Genomic DNA, 12,457 nt, shown 5'->3' with positions numbered 1-12,457 from the left:
AAAACTAATGGTTAGCAGCACGACAAGGAGGAAAGACGGATGAAAAAATGGACGATATGGTTGTTTTTCAGTGCCATCATCTTATCATTTGTTCCTGCTTCTGCGGAAGCCGCAAGCAATAAAGCGATTCATTGGGGGTTTAAGCGAAGCGAGAATCACGAGCCTCCTTCTGCGGGAAAAGAGTTGGATCAACTGCTTGCCAAATACGACGCATTTTATTTAGGAAATCCAAATAAAAAAGAAATTTATTTAACGTTTGATAACGGCTATGAAAACGGTTATACAGCGAAAATTTTAGATGTCTTAAAAGAAAAAAAAGTGCCAGCGACGTTTTTTGTGACGGGGCATTATTTAAACACCGCACCTGATTTAGTAAAACGAATGGCAAAAGAAGGGCATATTGTCGGCAATCACTCGTGGCATCATCCTGATTTAACGCAAGTGAGCGATGAACAGCTGCGGGAGGAGCTGGAATCCGTTCGTAAAAAAACGGAAGAGCTGACGGGGCAAAAAGGAATGATGTATCTTCGACCACCAAGGGGCATTTTCAGCGAACGAACGATGGCGATCGCCCGCGAGCTTGGTTATTACCATGTATTTTGGTCGCTTGCGTTTGTTGATTGGCAGACGAACAATCAAAAAGGATGGAAGTACGCATACGATAACATTATGAAACAAATTCATCCGGGCGCGATTTTATTGCTTCATACCGTCTCGAAAGACAATGCGGATGCGCTTGCGAAAGTGATTGACGATTTGCGCAAGCAAGGTTACACGTTTAAAAGCCTTGATGATCTGATGATCGAAAAAATGAATTTGCATCCATGGCTTTTTACCCCTTGAACGTTTTGTTTAAAGGGGTATTTTTCGTTATAATGTGGGTATTAACGATGATGAATAAGGTGATTGGTTATGTGGCAACAGCGAGTTGATGTCGCCCCTCCGTATGATTTTTCCCACGCGCTGGAGCGGCTTGCGCTCGATCCTCTTACATCGGTGGATATAGCGAAACAGAAAGTCATTGTTCCGCTTTATGTTCAACAGATCCCGGCCGCTGTTACGGTCGAAAGCATTGGGACAAAGGATAAGCCGAGCTTTCTTGTTACGGCGCCATATCCAGAACGAAAAAACGAAATCATCGAGCGGATTTCCCATTTGTTTCAATGGAATACGCCGCTTGCCCCGATTCATGAACATTTTCAGCGGACTGAATTACAACCGCTTTTTACTGAATATCAAGGAATGCCGCTTATTTTAGATTTTGATCTTTATTTTTGTTTAATGAAATGTCTCATTCACCAGCAATTAAATTTGAAAGTTGCTTATCGCCTGACAGAGCGGTTTGTAAAAACGTTCGGAACACAAATCGATGGCGTTTGGTTTTATCCGCGGCCGGAAGATATTGCCGCTCTTTCCTATGATGAACTGAAACAACTGCAGTTAAGCGGACGAAAAGCAGAATATATCATTGATACATCACGGCTCATTGCCGAAGGGAAGCTTTCATTAGAGGAGCTTGTGCACAAAAGCGAGGCGGAAGTGATGGAAGCATTGTTATCGATTCGCGGCATCGGGCCATGGACGGTGCAAAATTTTCTTCTATTTGGGCTTGGAAAACCAAACGTGTTTCCAAAAGCAGATATCGGTTTGCAGCGGGCGATCCAGCGCCTCTTCGGTCTTTCGAAAAAGCCGTCAGCCCAACAAATGGAAGAGCTAAGCAATCGATGGGAGCCGTATTTAAGCTACGCATCGTTATACTTATGGAGAAGCATTGAATAGAGGAGTGGCATGCATATGACGAAGCAAGCAATTACGATCAAGAAGGGGCAACAGTTTCCATTGACGATTAAGCGGCTCGGCATCAATGGGGAAGGAGTCGGCTATTTTAAAAAGCAAGTGGTGTTTGTCCCAGGCGCGCTTCCGGGAGAGGAAGTCGTCGTAGAGGCGACGAACATTCATCCGAAATACGCGGAAGCGAAAATCAAAAAAATTCGCAAGCGTTCCCCATACCGCGTTACCCCAAGATGCCCTGTTTACGAACAATGCGGCGGCTGTCAGCTGCAACATCTTGATTACGAAGCGCAGCTTCGCGAAAAACGCGATATCGTTATTCAGGCGCTCGAGCGGCATTGCCGGCTGCCGGTGGAAACGCTGTCGATCCGCCCGACGATCGGAATGGATGACCCGTGGCATTACCGCAATAAAAGCCAGTTTCAAGTCGGTATCAAAAAAGGAACGGTCATCGCCGGTTTGTACGGCTTGAATTCCCATCAGCTCATTGACATTTCCGAATGCCTCATCCAGCATCCGGCTACGAACCGTGTGACCAACATTGTGAAAATGATTCTCCAAGATTTGCGCATTCCGATTTACAACGAGCGGACGCAGACCGGGGTTGTCCGCACGATTGTTGCTAGGGTCGGGTTTCATACGGGGGACGTGCAGCTCGTGCTCATTACGGCGACAAAAGATATTCCGCGTAAACAATTGCTGGTTGACGAAATAAAGCGGCGTCTTCCGGAAGTAAAATCGATTGTGCAAAATATTAACGGACGGAAGACATCCCTCATTTTCGGGGAAGAAACGGAGCTGCTGGAAGGAGAAGAATACATCCAGGAAGTGCTCGGCGACTTATCGTTTGAACTGTCAGCGCGGGCGTTTTTTCAGCTGAATCCGGTGCAAACGGTAAAACTGTACGACGAAGTGAAAAAGGCCGCCGCTTTAACCGGAACAGAAAAAGTCGTCGATGCCTATTGCGGCGTCGGCACGATCGGGCTTTGGCTTGCCAAAGACGCCCGTGAAGTGCGCGGCATGGACGTCATTCCAGAAGCGATTGAAGATGCCAAGAAAAACGCGAAAAAACATGGGTTTGCCAATACGATGTATACGACAGGCAAAGCGGAAACGCTGCTTCCAAAATGGGTGAAGGAAGGCTGGAAGCCCGATGTCATCATCGTCGATCCGCCGCGCACCGGCTGCGACAGGGCGCTGCTGCAAACGATTCTCCGTGTCCAGCCGAAAACGGTTGTGTATGTCTCCTGCAACCCGTCCAGCCTTGCGCGAGATATCGATGTGCTTTCGGAAAGCTACCATGTCGATTACATCCAGCCGGTCGATATGTTCCCGCATACCGCTCATGTAGAAAGTGTAGCGCGATTAGTGTTAAAGATAAGAGCATAAATAAACTCTTGCTAAAAATAAAAAACTCTTCTTGCCAAAACCGAAGTAAAGTTTTGATAAATAACAGGAAAAAGGAAAATCCTTCTCCATCCAGTTTACTGAACTGGTTAGGATGAAAAATAAACAATTTTTCAAGAGAAACGGGATGGGCTCCTGTTTCTCTTTTTTTGTTAGGGAATAATGGGGAAGGGGAAGAAACATTCATTAGAAATACTAAGATAGACTGGTTCACGTTGAATGTTCAACTCTGAGCAGTTTCATTAAATAGCTGATAATTGGGGATGTTATACAAATGAGGTCATTGCAAAGGGGTAAGTACTGATGATATATGGGTTAAAAGCGACACAAATGATGGAAATAACAGCAGTGATCCTTAGTCTTATTGGAAGTTTTTTTATATTAAGAAACAATTTCGAACGATATGGGTTGCTCTATTTTATAAGCAGTTTGACGGGAGCTTTCCTTTGTTTTGTATTTGTTTCTATCGGATTTTACTCTTTTCCGGCTAGACTTATCCCTATGTCACCAATACCTATCATTGAAATGTTTACGGTCATTCCTTTTTATGTTCTTTTCGGAGTGAGATATAGTCCGGCTAAATGGGGATGGAAGATCCCCTTTTACTGGGGGATGGTTCATATCGCGATGCTTTTAGAAATTTTCGTGTTATTCCCCCCAGTTAAGATAATGGATTACAAAGAAAACTGGGATGCTTGGGACTCTTATACATGGTGGTGGATTTATTTGCTTCTTTTTGAGTGGATTGGTGGAAAAATTGTTCCAACTCATTCAAGAAAACCGATACAATCTAAATCTTTTCGCTATGGAAGATGGGGATGGATTGTCTTCCATTTTATTGTGATTACGACAATATTTTTAGCAGGTGTTTATACAGGATGGAATTTAAAAATGTGAACGATTTCTTACTCCCATCGAAGAACAGAATTTTTTCTATAATCTGTGGTGCCATGACATGTTTCCGTTTCGCCGCAAACTGTTGAAGAAGCACAAATGAATACGGCATGGGTTCTGTTGAATACTAAACCCATGCCGTAATTCTTTTACACGTATCTGTTTGACCGATGCCCGTTCACCATATTTAGGCCTTCTTCTTTCATTTACCGCGTGCAAGTGCAGCTGGATGTTTTGGCGTGCGGGAAAGCGAGAAACATATCCAAGCCTTATGCTTCTAGTTTTTGCGCTTCTTCGTTATAGACATTTAAATTCAATTCTTTAGTGATGCGGCTGGTGACTACACCGGCGGTCATGCTTCCGCTGACGTTCAAGGCAGTTCTTCCCATGTCAATCAACGGCTCTACGGAAATGAGCAATCCTGCTAATGCTACTGGCAGATTCATAGTCGATAGCACTAAAATCGCCGCAAACGTAGCCCCACCGCCAACGCCTGCAACCCCAAACGAACTGATGGTGACGACTAGAATAAGCGTCAAAATAAAGGAAAGGGAAGCTGGATCGATGTTGACGGTTGGCGCGATCATCACTGCAAGCATGGCAGGATAAATGCCGGCACAGCCATTTTGCCCAATTGACAGCCCAAATGAGCCGGCAAAGTTGGCAATGCCTTCCGGAACGCCAAGCGCGGTTGTTTGTGCTTTCACATTCAATGGAAGAGTGGCCGCGCTTGAACGGGAAGTGAATGCAAACGACAGTACCGGCAGCACTTTTTTTACGTAAGTAATAGGGTTTAGTCCGGCCAGCGCTAAAATTAGCAAATGAATGGCAAACATAACGAAAAGTGCAATATAGGAAGCGACGACAAATTTTCCTAGTTTTGCGATTGCGTCTATATCGCTTGTCGCAGTCACTCGGGACATAATGGCTAAAATTCCGTAAGGCGTTAAACGGAGCACCAACGTGACGATACGCATGACAATAGCGTACAAGGCATCCACTATTTTTTTGAACATTTCCGCTTGTTCAGGCTGTTTTCTGGCAACCCCTAAATAAGCAATGCCGACAAAGGCCGCAAAAATAACAACCGCTATGGTGGATGTGCTGCGTTGTCCCGTGAAATCTAAAAATGGATTTGCCGGAAGCAGCTCGATAATTTTTTGCGGGAAAGACAGGTTTTGAATTTGTTCATATTTTTGTTCTAACTCCTGTCCACGTGTCTGTTCCGCTTCTCCTGAAGGAATTTCCATCGCCTCTAATTGAAATCCTAATGAGGCCATGATGCCGATAGAAGCAGCTATCGCCGTAGTGCCCAATAATAGCCCAATAATGAGCGTGGCAATTTTTCCTAAATGATTAGATATAGAAAGTTTGGTAAACGCCATAACGATAGAAATGAAAACTAATGGCATAACAATCATTTGTAATAGCTTTACATATCCTGTGCCGACAATGTCAAACCATTGGGTGGACTGCTGGACGATAGCGGAACCAGCCCCGTACACTCCCTGCAATGCGAAACCAAAGACGATTCCTAGTCCAAGAGCAGTAAACACCCGTTTGGAGAAGGAAACATGTTTCTTTTGCATATAGGCCAAAACACCAATCAATAACAGCAATATAGCAATGTTGAAAATGATTAGGTAAACATTCATCGTCAATCCCTCCTGACACGTAAAATTACTCTAATGATTAAAAACCGATATGTCAAGTAAGCTTTATTTATCGTATGAAAGAGTTTATAGGAAATTGCTATTGCAAATAAAAAAATTCATGAATGGCTTTATACAGAATTTATTAAGATTTTGTTATCGAAAACGAAAACATTTTGCTTTTTATCGGGGTATATAAAGTGAAAACAGCACTGAGGAGGTGAGGAGATAGAGAAGGAAATCGTCCAAAGGATTCAGCAGGGGGATGAGAAGGCGTTTGCCGAGCTTTATCATTTATACCCTACATTAAGCCGCGTTTTCTTTTTATCCAATAGATGTAATCGTTATCAATAAGTGCTAAAATATAATAAAATAAAGCAGGAGGCGATAAAATTGTGGGATGGATTATACTAATCGTTGGACTGCTTCTCTTGGGGGGCGTTATGGATTTTATCGCAAGAAAAAGAAATATAAAAATAGACCCTGAAGAAGGAGCAAAAAATGTTTCAGATTCTGAAAGAATTTATGTAGAAACTTATATGCACAGTACTAAACAGAATCATGACAATATTCCTTTTTTATAATCTTTATTGAACTCTCTTTCATCATCTGTGGCGCTGTGAGTGTCGAGTGGGTGGCTAACGGGAGCATTACTTCCATAAACAGGAGTAATGCTTTTTTTGTTGAAGTAAAGGGCAGAAATGTTTAGTAAGTTTAATGATCTTCATTGCATTTACCTTTAGGGAGGAGAATTTTTATTCGTATCTCTTAACGTAGAAAAATACAAAGGTGAAGGTTGTCATGATTCTGGGTGATGCAAAATATGCCAGGAAAAGTACTTCAACGTCTCTCACAAGTTTTATGTGTCAAAAGTTTAAGTGGAATATAGTAGAGCACGTGTAATTGGCTGAACGGGGTATCCCTATGAAGGCTACCCCGTTCCTCTTATTGTTGAGTTTGCAATTGATATTTCGGTTCCATCATGGTTCCGTATTTTTCGTAATTGATATGCCATGAGAATGCTTTTTCAAGGACGTGCGGTGTTTGCCCTCCGCGCTTAAGCGCTTCCTTGAAGTATTCACGCAACTGCGGACGGTAATCTGGATGTGCGCAATTTTCAATGATAAGTGGCGCTCGTTCAATTGGCGCCAACCCGCGAAGGTCAGCGTAACCATACTCCGTGATAATTACATCCACGTCATGTTCGGTATGGTCGACGTGTGATACGAATGGAACGATGCTCGAAATAGCCCCATTTTTTGCAACAGATTTTGTCACGAAGATCGTAAGGCGTGCATTGCGCGCAAAATCGCCTGAACCGCCGATGCCGTTCATCATGTTTGTGCCGCGAACATGTGTAGAATTAATATTTCCGTATATGTCTGCTTCCAAGGCTGTATTGATAGAAATGAGTCCGAGACGGCGAACGATTTCCGGATGATTAGAAATTTCTTGAGGACGAAGGATCAGCTTGTCTCGGTAAGCATCTAAATTGGAATATACTTGTTTCATTTTGTTTTGAGACAAAGTAATGGAGCAGCCGGAAGCAAACCGGACTTTTCCAGCATCAATGAGATCAAACACGGCGTCTTGAAGAACTTCTGAATAAACTTCTAAATTGGAAAATTCTGAATTTAACAAACCATAAAGGACAGCATTTGCAACCGAACCAATACCTGCTTGAAGCGGAGCTAAATTTTCGGAAAGCCGGCCTGCTGCCACTTCCTTTCGCAGAAAATGGATTAAATGATTCGCTATAGCAGATGTTTCCGCATCTGGAGGTACAATTGTGGATGGTGAATCAAATTGGTTTGTCAAAACAATTCCAATAATTTTATCCTCATCCACTGGAATGCCAATCGTTCCGATTCGATCGTCTACTTTTGTCAAAGGTATCGGTTCTCGTTCCCCTTGTTTGCCGACTTCGTAAATGTCATGAAGTCCTTTGAGTTCCTTTGGTTGTGCTGTGTTCAATTCAACAATAATATGTCGGGCTTTTTTCACAAAGATAGAAGAATTTCCTACGGAAGTCGACGGGATGATCATTCCATCTTCCGTTATCGAAACCGCTTCCACAATTGCGAAATCGATAGGATTTAATACGTCTGAACGCACTAATTCTGCTGTATGGGATAAATGTTGGTCAATAAACAAAATTTCCCCTTCGTTAATTTTTTTGCGCATAAAAGAATCAGCCTGGAATGGAAGCCTTTTGTTGACAATTCCTGCTTCTGCCATCATCTTATCAACGTCCGAGCCTAGTGAAGCGCCTGTATATACGTTTACTTTTAAGTGTTGTTGTTTCGCTTTCTCGATCAGTGCAAAAGGAACTGCCTTGGCATCGCCCGCGCGGGTAAATCCGCTCAAACCGAGCGTCATGCCGTTTTTTATCCATGAAGCCGCTGTTTCCGCCGTTACAATTCGGTCTCTTAAACGGGAATGACCGATTAGCTCTGAAATATGTTTATCCAACGCGACATCACCTCTTTTGTTTTTTTAAAATATTCTATCGATTTAGCTGTAAAAAATCATTTAAAATTGAATAAAAAGGCTTTCTTTAGGAATAAAAAAGAATTTTTGATACATAAAGAAGAAAAAATAAAAAACAACTTCGAAAAGGATAAGGATAAACCAGAAAAAACATTACCTATAAACGAAAATAAATACATAGATGGCAAAGCATCAGTGAATAGTTGCGGAAAATAAATAAAGAGCTCACTTCCATGAGCTCTTTAGAGAAAAGGGGATTGGTAAAAGGAACCGTACAGTGGGAGAAAAGCAGATAAATTATTATATTACTAAAAGCAGAGCAGTTTCCGAAAATGGCTTGCGTATGTTTGGCTGACAGGCACTTTTGAGCCGTCTTTCATCATCAATAAGAAAGTCGAATGTGAATCTGGATGAATCTCTGTAATGTGATGAATGTTAACGATATATGATCGGTGACACCGAACAAATATATCATCAGGAAGGGAAAATTCCAGTTCTGTTAAGTTATATTTATGATAGCCTTCCGCATAACTCGATTTTACGAACGTTTTCCGGTTTTGGGCTTCTAAATAGATAACGCTCTCAAAAGGAATAGGCAGCCAACGATCTGTCAGTCGGATCGTTAAATACGGCATTGTAAGCATCGGTTTTCTCGGCAATATCGCAGTAACGCAGCCTCTCGGGCTGCCATCATCTAAAATTGGGACGGATATCCCGAAATAAGGTACGCCAAAAACGCGGCTGTCTTTTTGTTCTGCAATTTTTCGTTGGACGGCCAAGGCCTTGTAAGTGACCGATTCCGGTTTGATTTGGTCTCCGGGACGAATTTTTAAATCGATCTGTTTGCTTGGTTGGTAGTAAATATAGCGCTTATCATCAGAAATCACGAAAGACGCTTCTTTAGGAAATAATTCATTCATCACTTTTGCGATAGAGGAAACAGTAAATGAATCCATGTTATCACCCCTAGTGAACGATTTGCCACTTTACTTCGTTTGAAGCGGGGCTCTGACGACTTGTATGCTTTTGCTAAACGGCAGCGACATACAAGCCCCCTTACGCTGACCTTCCATCCGAAGATGTTCGTTTGAGCATCATTATAGCATTATGTCGTTCGTCCATAAAGGGCGGATAAGGAAATCAGTGGGGGAACAGTGTAGCCAAATTTATGATGAAAAAGAACAAAGTTTGCCGATATATTTTAGAAAATTGTGATTAGTTATGTTTTATAATCTTATTAGACATACCATCTTTACATAAGGGGAGAGGAAGATGAACACACAATTTATCGCAGGACACGCGCGGCTGCCGGCGGGAATGGCGGCAAAAAGCGTATATGATACGCTGACGATTACGGCGGAGATTGATAAAAAGTACGGGGTGATTGTCGACGCTTCGTGTACGCTGGCGACCGAGCACGGGCGCGATTATGTCGCCCGCTTGCTTAAGGGTCATTCGCTAAGGGAGGGAATTGATTCGATTTTAGAGCAGCTGAATGAAGGGTATTTAGGAAAGGCGAATTCAGCGCTGTGTGCGGCGCTAAAAGATTTGTACAAGCAATATTGCAAAATGCTGGAGGAAAAAGAATAGACCCCCGCTTCAAGCGGGGGTTTTTACATTTTCATCGACTCCGGATTCCAAGGCGGCAGCGTTTTGCGCAGCGGTTTGTCCTGGCGGTAGCCGAGCACGTATTCCGCCTGCATAATCGTATGGATTTCCCGTGTTCCTTCGTAGATGACCGGCGCTTTCGAGTTGCGCAAGTATCGTTCGACAGGATATTCGTTCGAGTAGCCGTATGCGCCGTGAATTTGCACCGCATCATCGGCGGCTTTATTGGCAAAGTCGCAGGCGATCCATTTCGCGAGGGAGGTTTCTCTCGTGTTGCGGCGGCCTTGATTTTTTAAAAAGCCTACCTTATAGACGAGCAAGCGGCTGATTTGCAGACCCGCTTCCATTCTGGCGATCATTTGCTGCACGAGCTGATGTCTCCCGATTTCTTTGCCGAACGTTTTCCGCTCATGGCAATACTTGACGCTTGCTTCTAAGCAAGCCATAATCAGGCCGACTGCTCCGGCGGCAACCGTGAATCTTCCGTTGTCAAGGGCGGACATGGCGATTTTAAATCCTTCGCCCTCTTCGCCAAGCAGGTTTTCTTTCGGCACGCGGACGTTGTCAAAGAACAGTTCGCCTGTGTTGCCGGCGCGGATGCCTAGTTTTCCTTTAATGGCTCTTGATGAAAAGCCTGGCATCGTTCGTTCGACAATAAAGGCGGAAATGCCGCGGTGTTTTTTCGATTTGTCCGTATAGGCGAACACGATAAAGTGATCGGCGATATCACAAAGCGAAATCCACGTTTTTTGCCCGTTTAAAATGTAGTAGTCCCCGTCGCGGACGGCGGTGGTGGTGATGGCGGCGACATCAGAACCGGCGTTTGGCTCCGTCAGGCCGAAAGCGCCGATTTTTTCCCCTTTTGCCTGCGGAACAAGATATTTTTGTTTTTGTTCTTCCGTGCCCCATTGCAGCAAGGTTAAGCTGTTTAAGCCAGTGTGCACGGAAACGGCAGTGCGAAACGCGGTATCCCCGCGTTCCAGCTCCTCGCAGACGATGGCGAGCGAGTTATAGTCCATGCCCATTCCGCCGTATTTTTCCGGAATGCATACGCCCATTAAGTTTAATTCCGCAAGCCGTTTGAAAATATTTGGATCAAAATATCCGCGTTCATCCCATTCTTTGATGTACGGCATAATTTCTTTGTCGACAAATTTGCGCACGGTGCTGCGAAGCATTTCTTGTTCTGGAGTAAAATCGAAATTCATCATAGTGAATTCTCCCCCGTTTCATTGATGATTTCTTTTATAATTTCGTCGTTGTGCTCTCCGGCAAGCGGAGGCGGCAGACGGTACGATACTTTTGTATCCGATAATTTGATCGGACTTCCGACAAGCTTTAGCGGTCCGATCTTGTCATGATGCATCGTAATGACCATGTCGCGGGCTAGCGTCTGCGGATGTTGGAACAATTGTTCAAGATTTTGCACTGGGCCGCATGGTATTCCTTTTTCGGCAAGCAGGCGCTGCCACTCGGCCCGCGTCCGTTTTTTCACTTCTTCATTAATGCGTCTGTTGAGTTCCTCGCGGTGGGCGACGCGACTTGGATTCGTTTGGAAGCGAGGGTCCGTTCCGATCGCCGGGTCTGACAAAAGTTTGCAAAACGCTTGGAATTGCCGGTCGTTCCCAATGGCGATCACGATCGGGCCATCGCTTGCTTCATACGTCGAGTATGGAACAATATTAGGATGTTCGTTTCCGAACGGCGTCGGAATGTCGCCGGACATTAAATAGTTGGCGGCGACATTGACGAGCGTGCTGACAGCCGAATCAAATAAAGAAAGGTCTATTTTTTGTCCGCGTCCTGTTTTCTCACGCGCGAGGAGAGCTGTTTGGATAGCGATTGCCGCATACAAACCTGTAAAAACGTCGGTAATGGCCACTCCGACTTTAAGCGGTCCGGATGAAGGGGTGCCGTTAATGCTCATCCATCCGCTCATCGCCTGGATAATGTAATCGTATCCAGGAAGGTGGGAGCAAGGCCCTGTTTCGCCAAAGCCGGTAATGGAACAGTAAATAAGGCGCGGATTCAACAACGACAAATCGTCATAACCGAGCCCGAACTTTTCCATCGTTCCCGTTTTAAAGTTGTGGATGACGACGTCGGCTGTTTTGGCAAGGCGACGGATGATTTTTCGACCTTCTTCCGTTTTTAAGTTGACGGTAATGCTTCGTTTATTGCGGTTAATCGCCGTATAATAGGCACTCATCCCGTTTTGAAAGGGAGGGCCCCAAAATCTTGTGTCATCCGATCCTCCCGGTGCTTCCACTTTAATGACATCGGCGCCAAGATCGCCTAAAATCATCGTCGCATACGGTCCGGCAAGCACGCGCGTCATATCGAGAATGCGGATGCCGTCTAACGCTCCTGGCATGGATTCCCCTCCTTATGCGGGAAAATAAAAAGCCGGCTCCTTTTCTTTGTCAAGAAAGGAACCGGCCAAACGGACTGAGGAAGCATTTCGGTGAGGAAATGCTGATCAGACCGTCACAGTTCTCCATTTATGACACTGATAAAATGGTTGTCTTCTTGTCCCATCATTACCGTCTGGGCGCGTCAGCGGCGAAACTGACGGGAGACGGCTTTGTTAAGTTTTATTATAAATAATAGATTTA

General features: G+C 44.3%; 12 protein-coding genes. 7 read left to right on the top strand and 5 right to left on the bottom strand.

Annotation, left to right across the window (positions count from 1 at the left end):
• The first annotated feature begins 39 nt into the window (after positions 1-39).
• The 4 genes from pdaA (at position 40) to BV455_RS06460 (ending at position 4,095) form a co-directional block, all read left to right on the top strand.
• A complete protein-coding gene (gene pdaA, locus BV455_RS06475) occupies positions 40-843 on the top strand; it encodes a delta-lactam-biosynthetic de-N-acetylase (protein WP_017436589.1) in 804 nt (267 codons plus the stop codon).
• A 69-nt stretch (positions 844-912) separates the two neighbouring features.
• A complete protein-coding gene (locus BV455_RS06470) occupies positions 913-1,779 on the top strand; it encodes a DNA-3-methyladenine glycosylase family protein (RefSeq protein ID WP_061580468.1) in 867 nt (288 codons plus the stop codon).
• 15 nt (positions 1,780-1,794) lie between these two features.
• A complete protein-coding gene (gene rlmD / locus BV455_RS06465) occupies positions 1,795-3,180 on the top strand; it encodes a 23S rRNA (uracil(1939)-C(5))-methyltransferase RlmD (protein ID WP_042410840.1) in 1,386 nt (461 codons plus the stop codon).
• A 321-nt stretch (positions 3,181-3,501) separates the two neighbouring features.
• Positions 3,502-4,095, top strand: coding sequence for a CBO0543 family protein (locus tag BV455_RS06460; RefSeq protein ID WP_042410839.1), 594 nt, complete (start codon positions 3,502-3,504; stop codon positions 4,093-4,095).
• Positions 4,096-4,361: 266 nt separating this feature from the next.
• On the opposite strand, the gene BV455_RS06455 is transcribed toward BV455_RS06460, so the two are convergent.
• Complete coding sequence (locus tag BV455_RS06455; protein ID WP_218687865.1) at positions 4,362-5,747, bottom strand: L-cystine transporter; 1,386 nt, start codon at positions 5,745-5,747, stop codon at positions 4,362-4,364.
• 392 nt (positions 5,748-6,139) lie between these two features.
• Here BV455_RS06455 and BV455_RS06450 point away from each other — a divergent pair, with 392 nt between their 5' ends.
• Positions 6,140-6,328 (top strand): hypothetical protein, encoded by a 189-nt coding sequence (locus BV455_RS06450; protein WP_218687864.1) that lies wholly within the window; start codon positions 6,140-6,142, stop codon positions 6,326-6,328.
• A 361-nt stretch (positions 6,329-6,689) separates the two neighbouring features.
• Here the strand turns inward: BV455_RS06450 and BV455_RS06445 are convergent, their stop codons facing one another.
• Together BV455_RS06445 and BV455_RS06440 are read right to left on the bottom strand one after the other, a co-directional pair.
• Complete coding sequence (locus BV455_RS06445) at positions 6,690-8,216, bottom strand: acetyl-CoA hydrolase/transferase family protein (protein ID WP_218687863.1); 1,527 nt, start codon at positions 8,214-8,216, stop codon at positions 6,690-6,692.
• 326 nt (positions 8,217-8,542) lie between these two features.
• Positions 8,543-9,190, bottom strand: coding sequence for a LytTR family DNA-binding domain-containing protein (locus tag BV455_RS06440; RefSeq protein ID WP_042410836.1), 648 nt, complete (start codon positions 9,188-9,190; stop codon positions 8,543-8,545).
• A 316-nt stretch (positions 9,191-9,506) separates the two neighbouring features.
• On the opposite strand from BV455_RS06440, the gene BV455_RS06435 reads away from it, so the two are divergent.
• On the top strand, positions 9,507-9,824 hold the full coding sequence (locus BV455_RS06435) for a DUF3870 domain-containing protein (protein WP_017436581.1): 318 nt from the start codon (positions 9,507-9,509) through the stop codon (positions 9,822-9,824).
• A 23-nt stretch (positions 9,825-9,847) separates the two neighbouring features.
• Here the strand turns inward: BV455_RS06435 and BV455_RS06430 are convergent, their stop codons facing one another.
• The gene (locus tag BV455_RS06430; RefSeq protein ID WP_017436580.1) at positions 9,848-11,053 is read right to left on the bottom strand and encodes an acyl-CoA dehydrogenase family protein; all 1,206 of its coding nucleotides are present in this window, start codon (positions 11,051-11,053) and stop codon (positions 9,848-9,850) included.
• Positions 11,050-12,216 carry a CaiB/BaiF CoA transferase family protein gene (locus BV455_RS06425; protein ID WP_017436579.1) on the bottom strand — a complete coding sequence of 389 codons (1,167 nt, stop codon included), beginning with the start codon at positions 12,214-12,216 and terminating at the stop codon, positions 11,050-11,052. Before BV455_RS06425 ends, BV455_RS06430 begins: the two co-directional genes overlap by 4 nt.
• Before the next feature lie 14 nt (positions 12,217-12,230).
• On the opposite strand from BV455_RS06425, the gene BV455_RS06420 reads away from it, so the two are divergent.
• Complete coding sequence (locus tag BV455_RS06420; protein ID WP_042410834.1) at positions 12,231-12,449, top strand: hypothetical protein; 219 nt, start codon at positions 12,231-12,233, stop codon at positions 12,447-12,449.
• The last annotated feature ends 8 nt before the right edge of the window (positions 12,450-12,457 follow it).

It is taken from the genome of Parageobacillus caldoxylosilyticus (assembly GCF_019272935.1).
In the GTDB taxonomy this organism is placed as follows: domain Bacteria; phylum Bacillota; class Bacilli; order Bacillales; family Anoxybacillaceae; genus Saccharococcus; species Saccharococcus caldoxylosilyticus.
Note: the sequence above shows the minus strand (reverse complement) of the source record. Positions and strands in the feature narration are given on the sequence as shown.

Coding starts and splice junctions, on each gene's coding strand:
- BV455_RS06460 (WP_042410839.1), top strand. CDS start 3,502: ATGATATATGGGTTAAAAGCGACACAAATGATGGAAATAACAGCAGTG.
- rlmD (WP_042410840.1), top strand. CDS start 1,795: ATGACGAAGCAAGCAATTACGATCAAGAAGGGGCAACAGTTTCCATTG.
- BV455_RS06440 (WP_042410836.1), bottom strand. CDS start 9,190: ATGGATTCATTTACTGTTTCCTCTATCGCAAAAGTGATGAATGAATTA.
- BV455_RS06425 (WP_017436579.1), bottom strand. CDS start 12,216: ATGCCAGGAGCGTTAGACGGCATCCGCATTCTCGATATGACGCGCGTG.
- BV455_RS06470 (WP_061580468.1), top strand. CDS start 913: ATGTGGCAACAGCGAGTTGATGTCGCCCCTCCGTATGATTTTTCCCAC.
- BV455_RS06455 (WP_218687865.1), bottom strand. CDS start 5,747: ATGAATGTTTACCTAATCATTTTCAACATTGCTATATTGCTGTTATTG.
- BV455_RS06420 (WP_042410834.1), top strand. CDS start 12,231: ATGCGGGAAAATAAAAAGCCGGCTCCTTTTCTTTGTCAAGAAAGGAAC.
- BV455_RS06430 (WP_017436580.1), bottom strand. CDS start 11,053: ATGATGAATTTCGATTTTACTCCAGAACAAGAAATGCTTCGCAGCACC.
- BV455_RS06435 (WP_017436581.1), top strand. CDS start 9,507: ATGAACACACAATTTATCGCAGGACACGCGCGGCTGCCGGCGGGAATG.
- pdaA (WP_017436589.1), top strand. CDS start 40: ATGAAAAAATGGACGATATGGTTGTTTTTCAGTGCCATCATCTTATCA.